The organism is Candidatus Zixiibacteriota bacterium (assembly GCA_040753495.1).
In the GTDB taxonomy this organism is placed as follows: Bacteria; Zixibacteria; MSB-5A5; order GN15; family PGXB01; genus DYGG01.
This window is the reverse complement of the sequence record JBFMEF010000202.1, coordinates 1-22,908: the sequence shown is the minus strand read 5'-3', so window position 1 is coordinate 22,908 and position 22,908 is coordinate 1. Positions and strand designations below refer to the sequence as shown.

Genomic DNA, 22,908 nt, shown 5'->3' with positions numbered 1-22,908 from the left:
TTAACCCTATTCAATATTTTGCACTTGCTCGCGGACTTTCTCTATCTCTTCTTTCAACTGCAGCACCAGCCCGGGAATAGTCACTCCCGCCGCCTTGGAGCCGATAGTGTTTGCCTCCCGGTTCAGTTCCTGCAATATGAAATTGAGCCTCTTGCCGACCGGTCCGGTCTGCTTCAAATCGAGTTGAAACTGCTTGAGATGGCTGCGGAATCGCACACACTCTTCGGTCACATCAGCCCGTTCCGCAAAATAAGCGACCTCCTCTTCCAGCCGGGCGCCGTCAAGCGTCCGGTTATCCAGCACTTCCGCAATTCTCCGGGACAACTTCTCCCGGTATATCGCCAGATGCTCTTTCGCCCCTTTTTCGATTCCTTCAATGTCGCCAGCCATTTGCGCCATCCGCTTTATGATATCTTTCTTGAGATTCTCCCCCTCTTTTTCCCGCATCGCCACCAGGTCATCCAGCGCCTTGTTGATTGTCTTGCTTACCGAGGGCCAGATTTTCTTTTCTATATTGCTGCTTTTCTCAACCCGGAAAATCTCCGGAAAAGCCAGAATCTCCTCCAGTTCCAGTTCGCCGCCCAGTTTGTATCTTTTTTTGAGATTTTTCAATTCCCGCAATAATTCATCGGCCAGGGAGCGGTTGATGACCAGGCGGTCGATTCCGATACCGTTGTCTTCATAATTCAGAGTCAAATTCACTTTGCCGCGATTCAGTTTTGCCGCAATCAACTCCTTGACGCGCGGCTCCAGAAAGAACAGCTGTTTCGGCATCCGAATCGAATATTCGAGGAAGCGGTTATTCACCGAAGTGACTTCCACCGATAGATTCAATTCTTTACTCTTGTAATCGGCTTTGCCGAATCCGGTCATGGAGCGCATATTTTCTGCCTTGTACAAAAATGTGGCTGTTATAATATCAAGAAAAGATGATTTGTCAACTGCTTATGGCTTTTCTTTGGTTTCGGGCTGTATGTTCCGACCACGGATTAAACTCAGTATAATAGCCCCCGCGGCAAAAAACAAAATGATTAAATAGACCTCACGGTACGCCGCTATAAAAGATGTCAGTTTGTCGGCGCCTGTTTTCAAATGGAGATTCTGATAGTAACCGAAAATGGCAATCGCCAGGCTTACGCCTATCGCCAGACCGAGGCTGCGAATAGTCGCCAGAATTCCAGATGCCGAGCCGAGTTGAGTTTTCTTTGCCGCGCCCATGATGCTCGAGGTATTGGGCGTGCTGAAAAGCCCCATTCCCAGCCCGACAAATAACAAAGCGGTAATGATCTGCGACAAGGTTGAGTGGTCATCAAGACGCCGCACCAGCAGAATTCCGGCAAGCATCAAGAGCACTCCCAGAGTCGAAATTATGCGCGCTTGAACCTTATCCGCCAGATATCCCGCCAGCGGGGCCATAAATAGACCGCAGAGGGGAAGAATCATCAATATCAACCCGACCTCTTCCGGGTCATAATGATGCACCTGCTCCAGATAGAAAGGAAGAAGCACGGTCACCGAAGACAACGACACAAAGACCAGGAACATCGCCGAGCCGGAAAAAGAGAAGACCCGGTTGCGGAAAATCTCCAAGCCAATCAGCCGCGTCTGCGGTTTCCCTTCGAAATAAAAAAACATTCCAAAAGCGAGAACGGAGATAACACTCAGCGCTGCCAGCGCTGATTCCGAGAGAATATGGCGGCTAAACAGCGAAAGCGCCGCCATCAGAATCAACAGCGCCAGCGAAAGGGTCGCCGCCCCCGGAAAACTTATTTTCCGGCCGGGACTGGTTATCGGAAAATCAGATATATACCGTTTCGTAAAATAAATCCCCAGAATCGCAAAAGGGAGATTGACAAAGAAAATCCATCTCCATCCGGCCAGAGCGATAAGAAATCCACCCAATGGCGGACCGAGCATCAGCCCGGTCGAGACCACCATTGCAATCATACTCAGGCCGCGGCCGCGCTCGTGCTCGGGAAAGGTGCGGGTCAGCAATGCCGGACCGACGGCAATCAATAAAGCCGCCCCTATACCCTGAATTCCTCTCATCGCTATCAGGAAATAGATGTTGTATGACAGCCCGCAGAAAAGTGACCCGAGCGCAAAAATCAGAAAACCATAAACATATGAAATCTGATACCCTTTTTTCTCCGCAACCGCCCCGAAAACCATCAGGAAGGATATCACTGCTATCGCATAGGAAAGAATTATCCAGCCGACCAGGTCAACCGATGCCCCCATTTCGTGGCTAATAGTCGGTAAGGAGACATTCACAATCGAGGAATCAAGCGTCCCGAGAAATGTCGCCAGACCCGTGATTAACAATGATTTGTATTTGTAGCGACTCAGGTCTTCCAACGGGGCGGGCACTCAGACTGACAACTTATTGTCCAAAAAAAGGTTGACATCGAGCTTCCATAATATTACTTGCCTGCCGGATAGTCAATCAATTAATTTTGCACAATTCTGAGACAAAAACCGTCACAATGTTGACCGTCAATAATGCCGGGTCCCTATGACCAGAGATATTAAGGATCTGGTAAAAGATTTCATTAGCGGCGACCAGGAGGCTTTTGCCGAACTGGTAAGGAGGTATAAAAGAAAGGTTTATTCTCTCGCCTTCCGGATGCTGGGGAATCATGCCGATGCCGATGAGGTGACGCAAGAAACTTTTGTGCGCCTCTACGAGCAAAGGGAGAATCTCAGGACGGTCGGCTACTTTACCGGATTTCTCTTGCGCATCGCCACCAACTACACCATCGACCTTCTCCGCAAACGAAGCCGGCATCATCTTTCGCTTGACGACGAAACGGAGATGACCCTTCCCCTGCAAATGGAGCTTTCGATGGATGCCGCGGGACCGGACAAAGAAATCGAAGACGATGAACTGGGGGTGATGATTGCGCAGGCAATCGACCGTCTTCCACCCAAGCAGAGAATGACCATTATCCTTCATGATGTGGAGGGATTTGATAAGACCGAAGTCGCCATAGCCATGGGATGTCCCGAGGCGACGGTTCGGTCCAACTTGCATGTCGCCCGGGCCAAGATGCGCAAATGGCTCGGGAAAAAACTGAAATGAGGAAAGAAGATGAAATGCCGTCAGGTTCAGTTCTATCTCACTGACTACCTGTCAGGAAATCTCTCTCTTAATGAAACCAGAGATTTCGAAGAACATCTCCAATCTTGCGCCATCTGTCGCATTACGGTTCAGGAGGAAAGGAATCTGGTTACCGCCACCAGGGGGCTGCCGGTGCCCGACCCGGGAGAATCATACTGGAGCGGTCTGGAACAGGTCATCATGGAAAGGGCGAAAACCGGCGCCGCTGCCGCTGAATATCCTGCCACCGCTCAATTGAGGGAGCGCCGTGGCTTTCCCTGGAGGTTGGCGGTCCCTCTGGCGGCGTCGCTGGCGCTCTTTTTTGTTTCACTGGATGACAGTCAATTCCTGCAACGGTTATCGGGTGCGGAAATTCCCTCTATCGCTGCAAACATGGAAGACAACCGCGGCGCGACAGCCTACGGTCAACCGACCCGGCCCGGGGAATTTATCGAGCATGATTATCAAATCGAGTATACTTTGCTTCTTTCGGCTCCCGGACTTGCCCCCCGGAACCTTCTGATGATTGAAATTATCAACCAGACGGCAAGCGAGGGACCGCTATGAAAGACAGGAAGTTCATCGCAATCATTCAAGCCGCGCTCTGCTGCTTGCTGATTTTTGGGTGCGCCAAAGAAACCAGAGAAGTTCGCCTGGTATATAAATTCAAACCGGGGCAATCAAGAATCTACAGCAATCAGATAAAAAGCGACAGCCGCATCTATGAAGGGAAAAATCTGGTGTCAAGCAGTAATCTCACTTATCGCTCACAACTTACCGAAGAAGTCCTCTCCGCTACCGATAGCAGTACCGCCCGAATTCGGCTGATAGATGTTTCCCGGCAGCCGAATCTGTACAAGAAAGATACTTCTGATGCCGATACCGTGACCCATAAATGGACGCTGGAATATCTGATGAACGCCAACGGAAGAGTTCTGGAGATTTTTCCTCAGAACCCCCACGGTAACGAATGGCTCGACTATTACAAAAATTACTATGAGCAGGCTCTGCCTGTTCTGCCCGACATTCCTGTTACGCCCGGGTACTCCTGGAGCCAGACAGTTAAGCTGATAATCAAGGATGAAGGCTCCACGCAGGTCGAAACGACCTATCGTCTCAAGGCGCTGGCGCGGGAAGCCGGCTATGACTGCGCTATTATCGAATATCAGGGGAATCTGGTTCTTCCCTATCGGAAAACTACTCCCAACGGAACCGAGATTGAGCGACTCGACAAAGCCAGAACCAAAGGGACTATCTATTTCGCCTATAAAGAAGGCGCTATTATTCGGCAGGATGAGGTCTACGAGGTTGAGAGCGCCGGCAACAGGCTAACCGGGGAGGCAACTATTCCTTTCCGGAGTCTGAGCAAGAGAAGCAGCAGTATGGTCTTGACGGAGCGGTCGGACTGATGCCATCCGCCGTTCGGCGCGAAATCGGCGGCGTTGGTTTTCCAGATTTCCTCTTTCCGCAGGTATCTCGAATTTCTTCTTTCAGCCATCGGATGATTTGCTTAGATTCCTGGCATGTTCTCGAGGGTTATAGTAATCGTCCTTGACGCCTGCGGGGTCGGGGAACTTCCCGATGCCGACCGGTATGGCGATAAGGGCGCCTCGACTATCCCCAACGTCGCCCGCAGTCAGGGGGGGCTCAATATGCCCAATTGTCAGAAATTGGGGCTGGGGAATATCGTAGATATTCTGGGAGTGCCGCCGGCTGAGAAGCCGTTGGCATGTTACGGCAAAATGGCGGAGCGCTCGGCTGGGAAAGATTCCACCTCGGGCCACTGGGAAATTGCCGGCATCATTACAGATAAGCCGTTCCCCGTTTACAGCAGCGGATTTCCGCCGGAACTGGTGGCGGAATTCGAGAAGCGCGCCGGAGTCAAGACTATCGGGAATATTCCGGCAAGCGGCACCGAAATTATTGCCCGTCTGGGCGAGCGACATCTTCAGACCGGAGAGATAATTCTTTACACCTCCGCCGACTCCGTCTTCCAACTGGCGGCACATGAGGAGGTTATGTCGCCGGCTCGTCTTTACGAAATCTGCCGCATTGCCCGCGACCTGCTTACCGGCGACCATGCGGTCGGACGAGTCATTGCCCGTCCCTTCACAGGTACCCCGGGAAATTTCAGTCGCACCGCCAATCGGAAAGACTTTTCGCTCCTGCCTCCGCATGAGACTCTGCTTGACTGCCTTTATAAGGAGCAGATTCCCACGGTCGGCATCGGCAAAATCGGCGACCTCTTTGCCCATCAAGGTCTGTCGAATGAAGTCAAGACCGCCAATAACAATGATGTAATGCAGGCTCTGCGGGATGAACTGGAGCAGACCGATAACGGCTTGATCTTTGCCAATCTTGTGGATTTCGATATGCTCTGGGGGCATCGCAACGACGCCGTTTCTTTTGCCCGCGGGCTCGAAGATTTCGACCGGTGGCTCCCGGATTTCATTGACAATTTAGATAATGATGACCTGCTCATAATTACGGCCGACCATGGTTGCGACCCGACCCTGACCGGCTCCACCGACCATACCCGCGAATATGTCCCGCTTCTGGTCTTCTCGCCGGTTATGAAAACCGTCTGCAACCTTGGTACGCGAGAATCATTTTCCGATATCGCCGCGACGGTCGCCGCGAATTTTCGTCTCGGCAACCGCTTTCCCGGAAAAAGTTTTCTCAAAGATATTGTGCAATCAACTCTCTGAGCATATAATTCAGATATATTAAATCTGGAAGGCTGTATGATTGATAACCTGAACCGCTATTTCGACCATTCCGTTCTCAAGTCTGAGACCGCCCTTGCGGATATATTGAGGCTTTGCCAGGAAGCGCGGGAAAATCAGTTCTTCGGTATCGCCATCAATCCTTGCTGGGTCGCGGATGCTAAGAGAGAACTTATCGGAACCGGTATAAAGATAATATCTGTTTCCGGCTTCCCTCTCTCCGCCAATCGGACTGATGTCAAAGTTTTTGAAGCCGTTCGGGGGGTTGAGGATGGCGCCGATGAAATCGATATGGTCGCCAATGTCGGGTGGCTTGTCTCCAGCGAGTTCGGACGGGTGGAAAGAGAGATTTTCGAAGTTCGCAAGAACCTTCCGGCTCATATTATATTAAAAGTGATAATTGAAGCCCCCAAATTGGCTCCGGCGGCGCAGGTTGAAGCCACTAAAGCGGTCATAAACGGTGGGGCGCAATTTGTAAAAACAGCCACCGGCTTTTTCGGTGGCACCACGGTGGAGACGGTCAAAAGACTCAAGCAAGCGGCCCAGGGCAAAATAAAAGTCAAAGCCTCGGGGGGTATCAGAACGTTTAAAGAGACCGTTGCCCTGATTGAAGCCGGCGCGGACCGTATCGGCTCCTCGGCTTCGGTGGAGATTATGAAAGAGTCCCGGCCGGCGCCGGCGCGATAGAAGTTCTATGGGAAGCGACAAACCGACTCATTCCTCAAATTCAAATGAGGCCGCTCGACCTCATATCGGGATAATTTTCAAATGCTGCCGGGTCTATGCCCGGATATATTTGAATAAGAAAGGGGATGCCTTTGTGGGCTGGTGCCCTCGCTGCGCCGGAAAACTGGAGGTAAAAGTCTCGCCGACAGGCTCCAAGCAGAAATTCTTTACGGCGGAATGAGTGATGGCGATTATGAAAGCGAAGATTGTTGTGGTGCCGCTGGGAGAAGTTGACTTTATGATGGTCAACCGTCTCGCCACCAACGTCGGACCTATCTTCGGCCGCTCGGTCGATATCCTCAAAGGGATGAAGATGCCGGATGAGGCGTTTAATGTCGTCCGCGGGCAGTTCTATGCCAGCGTAATTCTCGCCCGTCTCGAGCGCATTAAAGCCAATCAGAAAGAATTCGTTATCGGAGTCTGCGAAGAGGACCTGTACCTGCCGGATGAGCCGTTTATTATCGGCAATGCCGATACCGTCGCCGGCACCTCGCTGGTCTCCCTCTTCCGTATTCGACAGGAGTTCTACGGTCTGCCGGAAGATGAATTGAAAGTGTACAGCCGCCTTTTCAAGCAGGCGGTTCATTTCCTCGCCCATCTTTTTGAGATGACCAGCTGCCGCAATCCCAAATGTGTCAACTATTACAGCCAGAATATGATGGATATCGACAGCAAAGGAGAGAAATTCTGCGATATCTGCAAGCGCCAGCTGGCTGAGAGAAGATAGTTGCCCGCCATGAACCTCCCGCAAATCCTGGAAGATTTCAAATCGGACCGCTCTATAAGAGAGAATATTACCCACTGGGAAGTAATTCCGGCCCGCGAAGGAATTTACGCCGAATTCCCCGAATATATCGATGACCGTCTGACAAGAGTTCTGGGACAGCGAGGGGTGAGAAAACTGTATTCACACCAGCGCGCGGCGGTCGATTCCATTCACCAGGGAAACGATACCGTCATTGTCACTCCTACCGCTTCGGGAAAGACTCTCTGTTACAATCTGCCGGTGCTTGACGCCATCATGAAGAATCCATCGTGTCGCGCTCTTTATCTTTTCCCTACTAAAGCCCTCTCGCAGGACCAGCTGGCGGAGCTGATGGAACTGGTGAATAAGCTCGATGTCGATATCAAGACTTACACCTTTGATGGCGATACTCCGCAGACCGCCCGCCGCCTCATTCGCTCCGCCGGACATATCGTGGTGACCAATCCCGACATGCTTCACGCCGGAATTCTGCCCCATCATACCAAGTGGATTAAGCTCTTCGAGAATTTGCAATACGTTGTCATTGACGAAATTCATCACTACCGCGGTATCTTTGGTTCGCACCTTGCCAATGTCATCCGGCGTCTTAGAAGAATTTGTGAATTCTACGGCAGCAACCCGCTCTTTATCTGCAGCTCGGCGACAATCGCCAACCCCGATGAATTGGCGGAGAGAATTGTGGGACGCAAGGTATCCCTGATAAACGAAAACGGCGCTCCCTCCGGCGAGAAACATTTCATTATCTATAATCCTCCGGTGATAAACAGGCAACTGGGCATACGGAAATCTTCTCTCAATGAGTCCCTCATGCTGGCGGAGCGTTTCATCAGCCACCGGATACAGACTATCATCTTCGCCCAGTATCGTCTTCAGGTTGAGATTCTCCTGTCGTACCTTAGAGAGAAATTCAAAGAGCCGTTCGGGAAAAATATTAAAGTTTCGGGATATCGCGGCGGGTATCTTCCCAATCAGCGGCGGGAAATCGAGCAGGGGCTTCGCCGCGGCGAAATCATCGGCGTTGTCTCCACCAATGCGCTTGAACTCGGCATAGACATCGGCGCGCTCGATGTTTCCATCATTTGCGGCTATCCCGGTTCGATATCGTCGGTCTGGCAGCAGGCGGGCCGGGCCGGGCGACGTTCCGGCATTTCTGTTACCATTTTTGTCGCCAACAGCAGCGCTATCAATCAATTTCTGGCAAAGCATACCTCATATCTGCTCAAACGGACGCCCGAGATGGGTATTATCGACCCGGACAACCTGATTATCAGCGCCAATCATATCAAATGCGCCAGCTTTGAACTTCCGTTTCGACGGGAAGAGGAGTTTCGCCCTGACGGCACCCTGGAAATCCTCAATTATCTCGAAAATCAGAAAGTGGTTCGCCAAACCGGCGGCAAATATCATTGGTCATCGGAAATTTATCCGGCGCAGGGGGTGTCGCTCCGGAGCGCATCGCCCGACAACTTTGTCATTCTCAACGAGACCGACAACAACCGGGTAATCGGGGAAATAGATTATTACGCCGCCCCGATTTTCCTTCATCCCGAAGCTATCTACCTGCATGATGCCAACCAGTACCAGGTGACATCGCTTGATTGGGAAGGGAAAAAGGCGTATGTCAAAGAGGTTGCGGTCGATTACTACACCGACGCCGAAACCAAGTCCGACCTGAAAGTTCTTTCCACCGCCGATGAAAAGCGCTCCGGCGATGCCCTTATCTGCTGGGGGGAGGTAACAGTCACGATGGTGACGGTCCTATTTAAAAAAGTGAAATTCCACACTCATGAAAATGTCGGCTCCGGTATTATTACTCTTCCGGAACTGGAACTGCATACCAATGCTTTCTGGTACGCTTTCCCCGGCGATATCCGGTTTCGTTTGAATCTCGAAGGGGAAACATTTGGGGGCGCTCAGCGGGGACTGGCCAATATTCTGGGGAAAATCGCTCCCCTCTGGGTGATGTGCGACCCCCACGACCTCCGCTCTATTTCGCAGGTCCGTTCCCCCTTCAGCGAACTGCCGACTATTTATATCTATGAGAATATTCCTGACGGGGTCGGCTACTCGGAGAAACTGTTCAATATATCAGATGACCTCTTTCGCGCCTGCCTGGAGCAGTTGGAGAACTGTCCCTGCCAGGGGGGATGCCCCTCCTGTGTCGGTCCTGAGATGGAAGTCGGCGAGATGGGCAAAGAGGGGACCAAGCGGCTGCTGCGATTCATGCTGGGCAATTAGAGACAAGTCTGTTATCTGGTCGGCATTTCTTTTGCCCATATATTTCCCTTGATTTTATAGACCGATTTGCCCAGATTTCAAGTGGCGATCTTATGAGAACGGAATTCCAATGACAGGGGAGAATCGCGCCCGTTACATCATTTTGGCGGCGTTTCTGCTTCTCATTATTATAGGACATATCCTGTTCGCCCAGTTCGCCGATTACAGTTATTTATCATCGCGTCATATTCAGGACCTCTTCCGCGCCAAGTTCTGGTCTTTCTTCCTTGTCTTGGCAGTCTCGCTGGCCATTTACTTCCTGCGTCATAAGACATACACACCGCTCCTGGCGGTACTGGGCGTCAGCGTCTATTTTATCATTATCTACTCCATTCTCTATCGCGGCACGCAGTATGGCCTCAATGGTCACTGGGGCGACAACGGATACCGTCTTGCCACTACCTCCAAGATAAGCGCCTATGGATATTTAGCTGACGCCTATCTGAAAGACTTGCCGACCATGTATCCCCCATTGTGGTTCGCTTTCATGGCAATCTACTCCAAACTGGTCGGTATCGAGGTCTGGCAGACCTTAAAATACGGGTATCTGGTACTTTTTCTTCTCTATCCCTGGCTGGTTTACTTTTCCTGGAAACCGCTGGTTACGCGCGGAACCGCCGCCGCTGTCGCGGTGGCTACCCTATTTTTCGCCTCTGACTTAATCAACTATACCTATTATGAGCATCTCGCCTGCGCTCTTTTTGTCCCCTGGTGGCTCTATTTCTTTGAAGATGCCTCGGGAAAATCTTCCGGCCGCCAGTACAACTGGCGGTTTATCCTGCTTGGCTCCGCTATCGGAAGCCTTCTGTTTCTGACCTACTATTACTGGTTCTACCTCGCCATCGCCGCGTTTCCGCTTGGGTTGGCCGTTAAGTTTCTGGAGCATAGGTCATGGTCACTCCTCTGGCACGATATCCGCCAAAAACTCTTTATTGCCCTGGGCATCCTGCTATTCACCTCTATATACTGGCTGCCGTTGCTTCTTTCCGCTTTTAAGAACGGATTTGAATCTTACCAGTTGAAATGGTTTCATCTCGATTATATCAACTTTGCCATCGGGTGGCGCGAAAATCTCTTGCGGGCGCTTTTCATTCTCGCCGGAATTTTTATGGCAGGCTACCTCTGGGACCGCTGGAAACAGGCGCGGCTGATTCTGCTGTACGCCGGAGCCATTTTGCTGATACTCATTGACCGGCTTGCCAACTTAGGTCAATTTTCGATTCAGACACGCAAAATATTGGAATTTGCGCATGTTCTGACCATGGCGCCGGTCGCTATCGGATTCGCGGTGTTCTGGTCCAAACTGAGCGACCGTAAAAATATTCGCTGGGGATGCCTGGCGATAGTGGCGACGTTTGCCATGATAATCGCCAATAACCAGACAGAAATACCAAAGAATAATCTTTACAAGAGCGGAGTCAATCAGCGAGTACCAACAATAGATCTGAAGCCCGTTGAGATGGTCGACTGCCGTGGAAAGGTCCTTCTGACTTCGAAGTATATCGAATCGATTTATCTTCCGTATTTTATGTTCATACCGGTCAATAATGCCTCCGCGCATCTGGCAGGAGAATTCAAAGAGAGGAAAACGTTCCTTGAGATAGCCTCGCAGCTCCGTCACCCCGAATTGTTTGCCTACGCACTTACGCAAAATCGCTTTGACAAAGTCGATTACATTTATCTCCCCCATAATCAGGCAGCAGCCGGATATGAATTACGCTTTAACCTTATAGACTTCAACCGCACGTCCATTCCCGATACGATTCTGTTTCCCGAATACCTTCTGAGTGATACCGGCTACTTCAAAAGAATTGGCACCGACGGAATATTTGAAGTTGTCTCTCCGCCTTTGACAACAGCGATTACAGAGCGTCTCAGAGAGAATCACCCGCAGATATCAAGCTATTTGAAGAGAAACAGCCGATGAGGTTGTTAATTGCGCTGCCAGTTTAATCATTGCCGGGCGGCAATCCCCCTTACCCCACTATCTCCACCAGCATAATCTCAAAGACCAGGTCTTTTCCCGCCAGAGGATGGTTGGCGTCGAGCGTAATCGTGCTTTCGGAGACTTCGGTGACCCGCACCGGAATTGTCTGCCCGTCCGAGCGCTGCATCTCCAATAACTGCCCCACCTCGGGATTTATTTCTTTGGGGATATACTGACGTTCCACCTCGACAATCATATCATCTCGCCTCAATCCGTACGCATCTTCGCAGGCAACTTTCTCGGTCTTGGAATCGCCCGGCGCCATTCCCAGCACCGCCTGCTCAAATCCGGGGATAACCTGCATTCCGCCAATTGTAAATTCCATCGGCTCCCGTTCGTTTGACGAATCAAAGACCGTTCCGTCAACAAATTTGCCGGTATAATGGACCTTTACCCGGTCGCCCAACTTTGCCTGTGCCATATGTTCCTTTCAAAATACCGATTCATTCCAATCAATATGCTTGACGACTCTCAGGTGATGGAGATGACAGGTTGAGAGGACTCCGCGGCGCCATCTTACATATTGGCTAATTCATTCACAAATTAACTCTTTTTTCCCGGACGGGCAACTGTTTAATCGTTAATAGCGGTGGTAAAACTTTTCTGAATAGGCTCGAATGACGCCTCCCCGTTGGCAACGGTAACTTTATAATTATCGACCATCCCGAGTTGTTTGATTCGGAGTTGATAATTGCCGTCAGTAAGCCGCAGGGCGTCATATGACCGTGCCGGTTCCATCGCGGGGGAGCATATATCCCCGGCAGGTCTATAAATGCCTCGAATCTCAATATTAATTACATCGAATTTGACTGTATCCCTGGTCAAAATCCAGTATCCAACACAGGGATAAGCCGAATCGGTTACCATAATAAAGGTGTAATTTGAGGTCGTTGAAAACGCCGCCTCCTTGTTAATCGATATTTCCCGGGGCGTCTCCTTCCCTGTTCCGACTTTTGCCAGATCGATATCGATGCGGTAAGTCACCCCTTCCAGCGGTTCTGACTTGACGCCGTCGTCGCTATCCAGAATACATCCGCTTAATACCCCCATTGTCATAAGTACAATACTACATAAAATTTTGTTCATACTCACCCTCTCCTTAGTTTCTGATTACAATATATCATTAATCTGCCGTATATTAGTCATTGATTTCTGATTTTCTTGATGAGAAGACGAATCATTTAACACCTGTATAAAACAGATTGTATGAGCAAATTTAATCCTGCCAGTCCCAGGTCATACGCTGTCCGTCAGGACCGCGCTATCGACGATGAGAAGTGGATAAAAAGTTTTCTTCGCGCCGCTCCCTATTGCGCCGTTGCGACATCAGTCGAAAACCAGCCCTTCCTGACCAACAATACCTTTGTCTATGATGAACCGGCCAAGGCGATTTATATGCATACTGCCTATGCGGGACGGTTCCGCCACAACCTCGAGCAAAATCCGCGGGTCTGTCTTACTGCCGCCCGTTTCGGACGGCTTCTTCCCTCCAAAACGGCGATGGGGTTCAGCAACGAGTATGAAAGCGTGGTGATCTTCGGTAAAGCCGAGATATTGAAAAATCAAGATGATGCCCGTTACGCCCTCCAGAAACTTCTCGACAAATATTTCCCCCATCTAAAAGCGGGCGAAGATTACAGTAATATCACCGAAAAAGAGTTGGCGGCAGTGACTGTTTACAAAATTTCGATAGAGGAATGGAGCGGCAAGAAAAAAGAGGTGGAGCCTGATTTCCCCGAGGCATTTCTATTCGGTCAGAACGGCACCGGGGTCTGACTGCTCTCCTTTCTCTGCCCATCGTGAAGAGTCCTTCCTGATAGATTCGAATCGCGTATTCGTTTTGGAGCAGATGAATCGTTTCGCAGCCGAAAACTCTACGGCAGCCTGATTACTGCCCCAATCTTCCGAGCAACTCCTTCGCCGGGGCGAACTGCGGATTAATCCTCAGCGCTTTTTCCAGGTACACTCTTGTCGAATCGACCGGATATCCATAGTTATTAAAAGTAAGCGCCAGGTTGAAATACCCCTGCAGGAAATTGCTGTCTTTTTCAATCGCCCTTTTATATAGTCCTATTGCTTGGTCCGGCTGCGAGGTCGCAAAATAGATATTCCCCCAGTTGACCAGGTCGCTGGCGGATGGCTCCCCCAGAGCGGCGCCTTCCCTGAAGATCTTTTCTGCCTTATCGAACTCCTGCTTTCTGCCATAGAGCCCCCCTAACTTGAAATAAATCTCTTTCCTTTGTGGCGCTACCTCCCGGGCTTGAAGATAATAAAGTTCCGCCATCACCAGATTTTCCTGCGCCAGATAGAGGTCGCCCAGGTTCAGATACCCCTGGTAAAGTTCCGGTTCTATGTTTATTGCTTTTTTATAATAGGCTTCCGCCGAACTGAACTCCTGACGCGCCTCCATTATCAAACCGAGATTATTATAGGCTTCCGCAAACTGCGGCTCCGACCGAATCGCCCGCTCAAACTGCGCTTGCGCCTCATCCAGTTTACCCAGACGAAACTGCACGAAGCCGAGATTATTCAGGGTTGTCGCTGACTGGGGATTATCCTCCAGCGCCTTCTTATATTCCCGTTCCGCCATCGCCAGATTCCCCTGCTTCTCATAAGTAAGCCCGAGATTGAAATGCATCTGCGATATATTGGAAAACCCGATATCAAAATAGGTTCGGTTAGATAAGACAACTGCGGCCAAAAATATTCCGGAGACAATTACAAGCTTTTTGACCTGTCCACTTTTTAAGAGCGATATCGACTCGGTGATGGCAAAAGCGGCGAAAATCAGCAAGAACGGCACCAATGGCAGGCGATGACGCGCCGTGACCAAAAACAGAATAATAGTGGGGATATAACCCACTGTAAACAGGTACAGAAGTGACAGCTCTTTTCGCATTCTCCAGCCGGCAAACATACCGGCAAGCGCCAGGGGGAAAAGCAGTCCGTACGGGAAATATATAATTTTCTTCCAGAGAAGCGCCGCATAGAGTGAGGAATATTGCCGACTGAAATAGATATCCTGATTATCGGAGTTTTCAAACCCCACACAGAGGTAAACTAACTTTTTGAAGGTAAGCCCCAGAAACTTCCCCGGATTTTCGGCAATGAATTGCCACGCCTTCCTTGACCAGAAAGAGGACTCTTCACCGGCGGTGAGAGTTCTTCCCGCTTCTTTTTCCGCCGCGGCGCGGGTGGCGGCGGTGAATTCGGTCCAGGGAAGCGACTCATCCAGTTCCAGTTCCGGCATAAGCATAGTCAGCCCCTCGGCATCACGGTTGTTGCCGATATAGAAATTAACGCCTCCCTGCGATGAAATGAGTATCGCTTCACCGGTAACAAGGTAGTTCCGAAGGGTCGCTCCCAGAATCGGAATCATCATGGCGAGAAGAAAGATGCCGGGAAGCGCCAGACGCTTAAATCGCTCCCTGATTTCACTTAGACTAATATAAATCCAAAGGAGAAACAGTGGTGTCAGAAGAAGAATATTCGGACGGGTGATTGCCGATAAGCCGAAAATCAGACCGGTCAATGCCCAAATCTTGACATTAGGCTCTCTGCGGTATTTCAACATCAGGTATATACCCCAGAGGTTGAGCGTAATAAAAAGCGATTCAATCAGAAACATGGCGTCATAGAAAATCATCGTCCCGTAGAGGGCAAAACCGAGACCGGCGATAATGCCGACTTTTTTTGACAATATCAGGCGCCCGATAAGGTATATCAATGAGGCTGAAATCGACGGCAAAATCATTTGCAGCAGCCTTGACCAGAAAATGGAATCACCGGTGATTTTGAGGAGAAACGCCAGGAAATACGGATAAAGCGGTCCCCGGAAATATGCTTCACTCCCCCAGAAATTCCCGCCGATAATCTCTTTCGCCCACTGGTAATGCCACTGCTCATCGACCATCGGAAAATAGAAAAAGGGGCTGGTGCGAAATTGCAGCAGGTAGAAAAGACGGATTAAAAAGGCCGCCAGAAAAATCACCAGCGGCCATCGATCTTTAGAATGCAGAGGGGACATCTCTTACTTGCGATTGTTCTCTTTGACTCCCACGCGATACAGGAAATACATCAGGGCTCCAAACGGAATTATGGCGAACCAGTCGGTCTCCGAGAGATGTCCGAACCAGGAGGAGAAGTTGATATATTTATCCCAGCCGGCGCCGGTGATTCCTGCCAGTGCCACCCCCATAATGGCGGCTCCGGCGATAAATCCTGATGAGAGCAGCACACCGGGCGAGAACTCGGCTTCAGCGGCATTCGATTTTCTTCTCTTGTCAACTATCGCCCGCACCACTCCGCCAGCCATGATTGGGGCAGAACTGGAGAGAGGAAGATAAAGTCCGACCGCAAAAGGTAATGATGAAACTCCCACTAACTCCATGACCAGCGCCAGAAAAACGCCTATCAGCACCAGACCCCAGGGAAGTTTCTGGGTCAGGATGCCGTCGATAATCAAGCTGAACAGTCGCGCCTTGGGTGAATCTAACTTGGTGACCGGCTTGCCGTCAATTTCATTCACCGTTCCGGCAATACCCGGGTCAACCAGATACGAAATCCGGTTGCTGTCATCAACCAGATATTTCCCGGCAATAATATTTCCGGTTTGTTCCTGAACATAATGAACGCGATAGGAATTGCCGTCAGGGGCGACCATGGTGGGGGCATCGGACGGCACGACCGCCTGATAATCAGCATACTGCCGCGGTACCACGGTGGTATAAGCGTCATTGAGAGCAATGACTATCCAGCCGATAATCAGGGCGCTGGTTATCACCCCGATGCCAATTGATATCTGCTGATATTTGGGGGTCGCTCCCACCAGGTAGCCGGTCTTTAAATCCTGACTGATGGTACCGCCGTTGGATGCCGCAATACATACAATTGCCGCCGTGCAGAGCGCCATCGCCCGATACGAAACCCCGGTCCAGCCAACCGCCAGGAAAAGAAGACAGGTTATCAGAAGAGTCGCCACTGTCATTCCGGAAATAGGATTTGACGACGACCCGATTTCTCCGGTAATCCGGCTCGATACTGTCACAAAGAAGAATCCAAACAGCACTATCAGAACCGCGGAAATGGCGTTTATATGAAGCACCGGCGCCAGCCAGATAGCCAGCACCAAACCGATGGAACCGAAAACCACCATCCAGAGCGGAAGGTCCTGCTCGGTGCGCGGAACAACCGCTCGTGTGTCCGCCCCCTTTCGGGAGTCAATGAAGGTCCTGAAGCCGCGGCGAAATGCCGAGACAATTGTAGGAAAAGATTTAATCAGACTGATAATTCCGCCGGTGGCAACCGCTCCGGCGCCGATATACAAAATATAAGCATTGCGAACTTCATTGGGCGACATATCCCGGATTAAAGTGGTCGCCGGGAACATAATCGTATCAATATTCTCGCCGAAAATCTTAATGGCAGGAATCAGTATCAGATAAGCCAGAGAACCGCCCGCCATCATATTTGCCGACACTTTGGGACCGATAATATACCCGACCCCGAGCAGCTCTGGCGTTACCTCCGCCGAGACCGATGCCCCTTTGAAAAAATTGAGCATCCTGGTCGGAATCTCCGCCCAAAATTTGAAACCGACATTGAAAAGTTTGTAAAGCGCCCCCAGCCCGAATCCCATAAACACCGTTTTGGCGTTGGTTCCCCCCTGCTCGCCAACTATCAGAACATCGGCGCAGGCGGTCCCCTCCGGATACATCAGTTTTCCATGTTCCTTTACAATAAGCCCCTGCCGGAGCGGAATCATCATCAGAACCCCCAGAAGTCCCCCCAGCAACGCCATCCAGAGGATGCTCAGAAGCTCCATCTCCATTCCGATCAGCAGGAATACCGGCATGGTAGTCGCCACCCCGAAGGCAATTGACTCTCCCGCCGAGCCGGTGGTCTGGACAATATTATTTTCGAGGATGGTTGCTTTGCCGAATATACGGAACAGAGTTATTGAAAGCACCGCAATCGGTATCGAAGCGCTGACAGTCATGCCGACTTTCAACGCCAGATAGACCGAGGAGGCGGCAAAAATAATCCCCAGCACCGCCCCCAGCGCTATGGCGCGGAAGGTAAATTCGCGGGGATGCTGGTCAGGTGGAACAAAGGGTTTGAATTCGGAATGTGACATGCGGCTATTCCTTCTCAATCTGATTGATACTCAGTGAATTATTATATATAAAAATCCTGTTTAATCAAACATTTATAATTCCGACGGAGCAGTTTCTGCCGGTACCCCTTGATTTCTTCCGGCAAACATCAAAAGTTTCGTATAAAATTCTGACGGTCCGGAAACTTTGCTGACGTCCGTTGTTATAAGATATGTCGGGAGTGCGAAAATGCTGAAAAAGGAAAATATCTTAGACGCCCTCAGAGAGTGTTATGACCCCGAGATTCCGATTAATGTCGTCGATCTCGGTCTAATCTATGATATTCGGATTAACGGCGACCGGGTGGAGATTGATATGACCCTGACCGCCCCCGGTTGCCCGATGCATGTTCCGATTTCGGCGGACGTCTAGGAAAAAGTGGAAGCCGTTGAAGGCGTTAAGGATGCGCAGGTCAATATTGTCTGGGAGCCTGCCTGGACTCCGGCTCGAATGTCCGAAACCGCCAAAAAGTCGCTTGGTTTCAGATAATGCGCCGCCCTGACAATTGGCTTGACAAAAATGTTGCCTCATCTTAGAATGGATTAGGAGACCCCACTATCGCCCTCACTGATAACTGGATAAGACACAGATAGTATTGTGGATTAATTAACGGTTGTTCGGCGAACATGGACTGTTTGCATCTTGAGGGCCGACTGCCAAACAGAAACCTTTAACCCTTTACGGGGGGTGAGTATTGATGAGACGAACTGGCATCATCACTATCATTCTGTCAGCTTTTATTTTCTCTTCGATATTTGCTGCAGAGGTAAGCACGATTACGGTCTCGAAGCCGCGGGTTGAGGCGGAGAGAATCATAGTCCCACTCGAGCTGACCAATTCGGTCCCGATGACCGGGCTCGACCTGCCTCTGGAGTATTCGAAGGGAGTCACGCTGGAAGAGGTAACCTTTGAAGGAACTCTTTCAGAAGATTTCGATTTCCGTCACGCCAATATCGATAACAGCAAGAACCTGGTCATCCTGGGGTTTATCCCGATGATTTTTGGCGTGAATCCGGACCTTGCCGCCGGCAGAGGAGTCATTGCTAACCTCGTCTTTTCGGTCGATGACCCGACGGTCAAATCGGTTGAGTTGACGCCGGTCACGATGGAAGACGGGAGCCATGCTCCGATGTTCATCTATACCAATGAAAAAGGCGAGCAGTTTGATGTTACGCCTGAGTTGGTGGGGTTCAATGCGGAGCTTCCGGTGAGCGAAGTCAACGGGGGAAACCTGCCCCGCGCTTTCGCCCTGAAGCAGAATGCGCCTAATCCTTTCAACCCGACGACGGTGATTTCCTATGACCTGCCGAAAGCGGCTCATGTCTCCCTGGAAGTCTTTAACGTTCTCGGTCAGAAGGTGAAAACTCTGGTTAACGGCTTCCAGGAAGCCGGCTCCCAGAGTATCATTTGGGACGGCACCGATAACTCCGGAGCATCCGTGGCAAGCGGCATTTATTTCTACCGCCTCGGCGCGGGGGAATTTAATGCCACGAAGAAGATGATGATGCTGAAGTAAGGAAACATCCAGGCAAGAAAGTCAAATTTAGTAAGCGAGTGAGCCCCTCCTGAGTAGCACGGGAGGGGTTTCTTTTTTCTCTATAGTACAGATCGAGCGCATTGGTGTCGGAGGCAGATCGCTTGGAAATCTCTTTCCCTCGCAGAACTATCAGGATCATTCGCAGCAGTTGCGATATTTTTGCCCCATCTTTTTCAGGCTTTGTCGCCCCGAGACGTCTAACATCCACCTGTTTAACTGCTTACGTCTCGGCCTCGATTGGTGGCATAGAATTTGTAGTTAAGTTCCCTGGGTAATGGAAAGACATTAAACTCTGAGGTTGCCCACTATTTGCCGAATGCCTGCCTGATGCGGCCTTGCCGCCCGGCAGAAAGAGATCTGACAGCGAAACTCTGGCGATACGCTGTTCGGTTTCTCGGACACGAGAAAAAGGGTTCCCCAACCTGGAAATTGGGAGCCCTTTTTTATTTGAGAAGATAGGCGGCTACCGACTCCGGTTCCGCCGGAGCCACCATCAGTTTTTCTTCCTGCCCTCTCCCCGACCAGGTAATCTCGACCTGGGGAAGCGCTTTTGAGTCGCAGTAGCGAGCGGTAATAGCCGCCGCCAGTTCCAGCCTATTATGCCCGTTGTCGCTTATCAATAGCCCTATGGGCGAGCCGGTCCCCAGCGCTTCCAGCTTAATGTGATGCGGCTTGGCATACCGCTCAATCTTATCGTTATCGCTTTCATTCCGCCCGATAATAAGCTTGGTATGCTCATCAAGCCGAAAATGCCGTCCCACCCGAAGCAGATTCAGGTCATCAAAATCTATCTTGTCGGTATGCTGGAGCAGGTCTCGCAGCCGGTTGGAATAGCCGATATCGGTTAAGAGACATCCTGCCGCCGGTGACGGGTAATCCTCCATTCCGAATTCAGCCGCCAGCTCCATCTGGCGTTTTCGCGAGCGCCCTGAAATCCCCTCCAGTTTGCTCCGGTCCAGCAGTCCGCTTTTCTCCGGCTCGGTTTCCGGAAGCAGCTTCGCCGAAAGCGGTCGAACCAGTTTTCCGGCAAGTTCCGTATCCCGCACTACAATATCCATACTGGGGCGCATCTGTGACTTGGGTCTCTGTCCCAGAACCTCGCCGGTAATTATGAAATCGGCGCCGGTCAGTTTCATAAACTCTTTCGCCTCATTGAGCATCAGTATCCGGCAATCGATGCAGGGATTCATATTTTTTCCGTAACCATATTTAGGCGAGCGGACGATATCGATAAATTTCTGCCCCAGATGCATCAGTTTCACGTTGAATCCGAACTTTTCGGAGACCGGAAAAGGGTTATGCCCGCAACTGGAGCGGTCGCTGGCGTCACAGCCGAAATGAGTCAGAAAGGTCAGCGCCGTGACTTCAATATCCTGCCGGAGCACCAGGAGTATCGCCAGCGCCGAATCGAGCCCGCCGGAGAAAAGGGCAACAGCATGCCCTCTTTTTGACTTATCTTTATTATACATATCCAAATTCCTGCGTTAATATATGTTAGAACGATATAAATCCAAATATTTATTGAGCTTACTCTTCAATACTGCCCAATCTGGACGCAAAAAGATGCCTTGACAATATCCCCCTTCCCCTCTACCATTATCGCTTATTAAATGGCGCTGAAAAATGAAACTGATTCGTCTCTTTCTTGACTGGCTAAAATCATTCGCCTACGAATGCCAGCGGCTTTTCTATTTTTCCTTCAGAATGCTCGCTGCCACGGTGGGCCGACCAATCTATGTCGCGGAGACTTTTGAGCAGATGTATCTCATTGGCATCGGCTCTCTGTTCCTTATCGTCCTGACCGGGCTCTCGGCGGGGCAGGGGATGGCGCTTCAATTCTCCAATGAGCTGGCCGACTTTGGAAGCAAGAACTACCTCGGCCGAATAATGGTGCTGGCGATTGTCCGCGAACTCGGTCCGGTGTTGACCGCCCTGATGGTTGCCGCCCGGGTCGCCGCCGGTATCACCGCTGAAATCGGGGCTATGAAATCGTCCAATCAGATCGATGCCCTTATCGCTTTCGGCATCGACCCGGTCAGAAAACTGGCCGCTCCCCGTCTCATTGCCCTGGTCATTATGGTGCCGGTGCTGACTATTGTCTGTGATGTCATCGCCATCACCGGCGGATGGATTATCGCGCTTTTTATTTCGCATATAACGTCAATCACCTACTGGACTGCCGTCAAAGAGCGTCTGATTTTCGGCAATATCTTTATGGGTATCACCAAACCGATTCTGTATGCCTTTGTTATCGGCTTCATTTCCTGCTACAAAGGGTTTACCGCCGAGGGCGGCACCAAAGGGGTCGGTCGCGCCACTACCGAATCGGTCGTAATCGCATCCATCACCATCCTGGTTGCCAATTTCATCTTCACTAAGGTCATTTTCTCCGCGCTTAAGGGGTACCTATGATTTCCTTCCGGAATGTCAACTACTCCATCGGCGGCAAGCAGATATTGAAAAATGTCTCCTTCACTATTCCCAACGGCGAATCCCGCATTATCATGGGGCATTCCGGAAGCGGCAAATCGACTATTCTCCGCCTCATACTTGGCCTTATCTGCCCCGACAACGGCTCCATTATGGTCGATAATCTCGATATCTGCGGCGCCAGGGAAAGAGAGAAGCGGGAAATCCGCAAACGTATCGGGATGGTTTTTCAGGATGGGGCGCTCTTTGATTCGCTGACGGTCGGGGAGAATGTCGGTTTCTATCTTTTCGAGCATACCAAAATGAAAATAGATGAAATCGAGAAGAAGGTCCGCGAGATGCTGGGTTTTGTGGGACTCTCGGAAGAGATAATCGACCGTTTGCCGGAAGAACTCTCCGGCGGGATGCAGCGGCGGGTCGCTATCGGGCGGGCACTTCTATCTACCGACCCGAAAATAATGCTCTACGACGAACCAACCACCGGCCTTGACCCGACTGCAACCACCAATGTCATCGCTCTAATCAATCGGCTGGCCGAAGTGAAGCATGTAACCTCAATTGTGGTCACTCATCAGATTGCCGATGCCTTCGAGATGGCCGACAAGTTTATCATAATTGATTCCGGCGCGGTCGCCTTTGACGGGTCTCTGAAGGAGCTGCGCGAATCCCAGGAGCCGCGCGTGGTTGAATTTCTCGAACCGTTCCGCGAGACTATTGCCAATGTTCGTAAAATAGATTTTATTTGAGGATATAATGAAACGAACTATTCGAATAAAATGGGGGGAACTGAAGGTCGGGCTGATTATCACTTTTGCCATCGCCATTCTCCTCTGGGCATCTTTTGTCGGCGGCGGCACCTCAATCTTCGACCGCAAGGCTTCTTATAAGGCTTATTTCGCCAATGTCAATGGGCTGGTCAAAGGCTCGCCGGTCTGGATTTCGGGGGTTGAGGTTGGCAATGTCACCGGTATCGATTTTGTCAATCTCGATTCGGCCCGTCAGATAGAAATCGGCTTCCGCGTCAAGAAATCGGTCACCAACATGATGACCACCGATGCCGCCGTCAAGCTTGGCACCATCGGTTTCCTCGGCGACAAATATATTGAGGTCATCCCCGGCACTCTTACCAATCCGCCCCTGGAGGAGGGAAGTGTGGTCAGGACGGTCTCCGCGGGCGACCTTTCCGCCATGTTCGCCGAAGGGG

Annotated in this window: 22 protein-coding genes; 15 read left to right on the top strand and 7 right to left on the bottom strand. The window is 50.8% G+C overall.

Annotation, left to right across the window (positions count from 1 at the left end):
- Positions 1-6 precede the first annotated feature (6 nt).
- Together AB1690_13285 and AB1690_13280 are read right to left on the bottom strand one after the other, a co-directional pair.
- Positions 7-882 carry a YicC/YloC family endoribonuclease gene (locus tag AB1690_13285; protein ID MEW6016279.1) on the bottom strand — a complete coding sequence of 292 codons (876 nt, stop codon included), beginning with the start codon at positions 880-882 and terminating at the stop codon, positions 7-9.
- Between the two features lie 63 nt (positions 883-945).
- Complete coding sequence (locus tag AB1690_13280; protein MEW6016278.1) at positions 946-2,370, bottom strand: MFS transporter; 1,425 nt, start codon at positions 2,368-2,370, stop codon at positions 946-948.
- 145 nt (positions 2,371-2,515) lie between these two features.
- Here AB1690_13280 and AB1690_13275 point away from each other — a divergent pair, with 145 nt between their 5' ends.
- The 9 genes from AB1690_13275 (at position 2,516) to AB1690_13235 (ending at position 11,522) form a co-directional block, all read left to right on the top strand.
- Positions 2,516-3,082 (top strand): sigma-70 family RNA polymerase sigma factor, encoded by a 567-nt coding sequence (locus AB1690_13275; protein MEW6016277.1) that lies wholly within the window; start codon positions 2,516-2,518, stop codon positions 3,080-3,082.
- A 9-nt stretch (positions 3,083-3,091) separates the two neighbouring features.
- Positions 3,092-3,667 carry a zf-HC2 domain-containing protein gene (locus AB1690_13270; protein ID MEW6016276.1) on the top strand — a complete coding sequence of 192 codons (576 nt, stop codon included), beginning with the start codon at positions 3,092-3,094 and terminating at the stop codon, positions 3,665-3,667.
- Positions 3,664-4,509, top strand: a complete 846-nt coding sequence (locus AB1690_13265; GenBank protein ID MEW6016275.1) for a hypothetical protein — start codon at positions 3,664-3,666, stop codon at positions 4,507-4,509. The genes AB1690_13270 and AB1690_13265 overlap by 4 nt, the downstream gene beginning before the upstream one ends.
- 114 nt (positions 4,510-4,623) lie before the next feature.
- Positions 4,624-5,808, top strand: a complete 1,185-nt coding sequence (locus tag AB1690_13260) for a phosphopentomutase (GenBank protein ID MEW6016274.1) — start codon at positions 4,624-4,626, stop codon at positions 5,806-5,808.
- Between the two features lie 36 nt (positions 5,809-5,844).
- Positions 5,845-6,513: a deoxyribose-phosphate aldolase gene (deoC, locus tag AB1690_13255; GenBank protein MEW6016273.1), complete on the top strand. Its 669-nt coding sequence runs from the start codon at positions 5,845-5,847 to the stop codon at positions 6,511-6,513.
- Between the two features lie 7 nt (positions 6,514-6,520).
- The gene (locus AB1690_13250; protein MEW6016272.1) at positions 6,521-6,733 is read left to right on the top strand and encodes a hypothetical protein; all 213 of its coding nucleotides are present in this window, start codon (positions 6,521-6,523) and stop codon (positions 6,731-6,733) included.
- Positions 6,734-6,745: 12 nt separating this feature from the next.
- On the top strand, positions 6,746-7,279 hold the full coding sequence (locus AB1690_13245; protein MEW6016271.1) for an archaemetzincin: 534 nt from the start codon (positions 6,746-6,748) through the stop codon (positions 7,277-7,279).
- Between the two features lie 9 nt (positions 7,280-7,288).
- Entirely contained in the window at positions 7,289-9,556 is a 2,268-nt protein-coding gene (locus AB1690_13240) for a DEAD/DEAH box helicase (protein MEW6016270.1), read from the top strand.
- A gap of 109 nt (positions 9,557-9,665) precedes the next feature.
- Positions 9,666-11,522: a hypothetical protein gene (locus tag AB1690_13235; protein ID MEW6016269.1), complete on the top strand. Its 1,857-nt coding sequence runs from the start codon at positions 9,666-9,668 to the stop codon at positions 11,520-11,522.
- A 49-nt stretch (positions 11,523-11,571) separates the two neighbouring features.
- Here the strand turns inward: AB1690_13235 and AB1690_13230 are convergent, their stop codons facing one another.
- Both AB1690_13230 and AB1690_13225 read right to left on the bottom strand, forming a co-directional pair.
- Positions 11,572-12,003 (bottom strand): peptidylprolyl isomerase, encoded by a 432-nt coding sequence (locus tag AB1690_13230; GenBank protein ID MEW6016268.1) that lies wholly within the window; start codon positions 12,001-12,003, stop codon positions 11,572-11,574.
- Between the two features lie 152 nt (positions 12,004-12,155).
- Positions 12,156-12,668 (bottom strand): hypothetical protein, encoded by a 513-nt coding sequence (locus AB1690_13225; GenBank protein ID MEW6016267.1) that lies wholly within the window; start codon positions 12,666-12,668, stop codon positions 12,156-12,158.
- 120 nt (positions 12,669-12,788) lie between these two features.
- Between AB1690_13225 and AB1690_13220 the strand changes: the two genes are divergently transcribed.
- Positions 12,789-13,358 (top strand): pyridoxamine 5'-phosphate oxidase family protein, encoded by a 570-nt coding sequence (locus tag AB1690_13220; protein ID MEW6016266.1) that lies wholly within the window; start codon positions 12,789-12,791, stop codon positions 13,356-13,358.
- A 112-nt stretch (positions 13,359-13,470) separates the two neighbouring features.
- On the opposite strand, the gene AB1690_13215 is transcribed toward AB1690_13220, so the two are convergent.
- Entirely contained in the window at positions 13,471-15,573 is a 2,103-nt protein-coding gene (locus tag AB1690_13215) for a tetratricopeptide repeat protein (GenBank protein MEW6016265.1), read from the bottom strand.
- Between the two features lie 39 nt (positions 15,574-15,612).
- Entirely contained in the window at positions 15,613-17,718 is a 2,106-nt protein-coding gene (locus AB1690_13210) for an oligopeptide transporter, OPT family (GenBank protein ID MEW6016264.1), read from the bottom strand.
- Between the two features lie 208 nt (positions 17,719-17,926).
- On the opposite strand from AB1690_13210, the gene AB1690_13205 reads away from it, so the two are divergent.
- Both AB1690_13205 and AB1690_13200 read left to right on the top strand, forming a co-directional pair.
- Positions 17,927-18,109, top strand: a complete 183-nt coding sequence (locus tag AB1690_13205; GenBank protein MEW6016263.1) for a metal-sulfur cluster assembly factor — start codon at positions 17,927-17,929, stop codon at positions 18,107-18,109.
- Positions 18,110-18,434: 325 nt separating this feature from the next.
- Positions 18,435-19,253: a FlgD immunoglobulin-like domain containing protein gene (locus tag AB1690_13200; protein ID MEW6016262.1), complete on the top strand. Its 819-nt coding sequence runs from the start codon at positions 18,435-18,437 to the stop codon at positions 19,251-19,253.
- A 464-nt stretch (positions 19,254-19,717) separates the two neighbouring features.
- Here the strand turns inward: AB1690_13200 and AB1690_13195 are convergent, their stop codons facing one another.
- On the bottom strand, positions 19,718-20,743 hold the full coding sequence (locus tag AB1690_13195; protein MEW6016261.1) for a hypothetical protein: 1,026 nt from the start codon (positions 20,741-20,743) through the stop codon (positions 19,718-19,720).
- 154 nt (positions 20,744-20,897) lie between these two features.
- On the opposite strand from AB1690_13195, the gene AB1690_13190 reads away from it, so the two are divergent.
- The 3 genes from AB1690_13190 to AB1690_13180 all read left to right on the top strand — a co-directional run.
- On the top strand, positions 20,898-21,686 hold the full coding sequence (locus AB1690_13190; GenBank protein ID MEW6016260.1) for an ABC transporter permease: 789 nt from the start codon (positions 20,898-20,900) through the stop codon (positions 21,684-21,686).
- Positions 21,683-22,450: an ATP-binding cassette domain-containing protein gene (locus AB1690_13185; protein ID MEW6016259.1), complete on the top strand. Its 768-nt coding sequence runs from the start codon at positions 21,683-21,685 to the stop codon at positions 22,448-22,450. The genes AB1690_13190 and AB1690_13185 overlap by 4 nt, the downstream gene beginning before the upstream one ends.
- A gap of 7 nt (positions 22,451-22,457) precedes the next feature.
- Positions 22,458-22,908 (top strand): MlaD family protein (locus AB1690_13180; GenBank protein MEW6016258.1); only part of this gene is annotated, 451 nt, incomplete at its 3' end.

Coding starts and splice junctions, on each gene's coding strand:
- AB1690_13195 (MEW6016261.1), bottom strand. CDS start 20,743: ATGTATAATAAAGATAAGTCAAAAAGAGGGCATGCTGTTGCCCTTTTC.
- AB1690_13275 (MEW6016277.1), top strand. CDS start 2,516: ATGACCAGAGATATTAAGGATCTGGTAAAAGATTTCATTAGCGGCGAC.
- AB1690_13220 (MEW6016266.1), top strand. CDS start 12,789: ATGAGCAAATTTAATCCTGCCAGTCCCAGGTCATACGCTGTCCGTCAG.
- AB1690_13225 (MEW6016267.1), bottom strand. CDS start 12,668: ATGAACAAAATTTTATGTAGTATTGTACTTATGACAATGGGGGTATTA.
- AB1690_13190 (MEW6016260.1), top strand. CDS start 20,898: ATGAAACTGATTCGTCTCTTTCTTGACTGGCTAAAATCATTCGCCTAC.
- AB1690_13285 (MEW6016279.1), bottom strand. CDS start 882: ATGCGCTCCATGACCGGATTCGGCAAAGCCGATTACAAGAGTAAAGAA.
- AB1690_13270 (MEW6016276.1), top strand. CDS start 3,092: ATGAAATGCCGTCAGGTTCAGTTCTATCTCACTGACTACCTGTCAGGA.
- AB1690_13205 (MEW6016263.1), top strand. CDS start 17,927: ATGCTGAAAAAGGAAAATATCTTAGACGCCCTCAGAGAGTGTTATGAC.
- AB1690_13260 (MEW6016274.1), top strand. CDS start 4,624: ATGTTCTCGAGGGTTATAGTAATCGTCCTTGACGCCTGCGGGGTCGGG.
- AB1690_13200 (MEW6016262.1), top strand. CDS start 18,435: ATGAGACGAACTGGCATCATCACTATCATTCTGTCAGCTTTTATTTTC.
- AB1690_13185 (MEW6016259.1), top strand. CDS start 21,683: ATGATTTCCTTCCGGAATGTCAACTACTCCATCGGCGGCAAGCAGATA.
- AB1690_13265 (MEW6016275.1), top strand. CDS start 3,664: ATGAAAGACAGGAAGTTCATCGCAATCATTCAAGCCGCGCTCTGCTGC.
- AB1690_13240 (MEW6016270.1), top strand. CDS start 7,289: ATGAACCTCCCGCAAATCCTGGAAGATTTCAAATCGGACCGCTCTATA.
- AB1690_13210 (MEW6016264.1), bottom strand. CDS start 17,718: ATGTCACATTCCGAATTCAAACCCTTTGTTCCACCTGACCAGCATCCC.
- deoC (MEW6016273.1), top strand. CDS start 5,845: ATGATTGATAACCTGAACCGCTATTTCGACCATTCCGTTCTCAAGTCT.
- AB1690_13230 (MEW6016268.1), bottom strand. CDS start 12,003: ATGGCACAGGCAAAGTTGGGCGACCGGGTAAAGGTCCATTATACCGGC.
- AB1690_13235 (MEW6016269.1), top strand. CDS start 9,666: ATGACAGGGGAGAATCGCGCCCGTTACATCATTTTGGCGGCGTTTCTG.
- AB1690_13245 (MEW6016271.1), top strand. CDS start 6,746: ATGAAAGCGAAGATTGTTGTGGTGCCGCTGGGAGAAGTTGACTTTATG.
- AB1690_13250 (MEW6016272.1), top strand. CDS start 6,521: ATGGGAAGCGACAAACCGACTCATTCCTCAAATTCAAATGAGGCCGCT.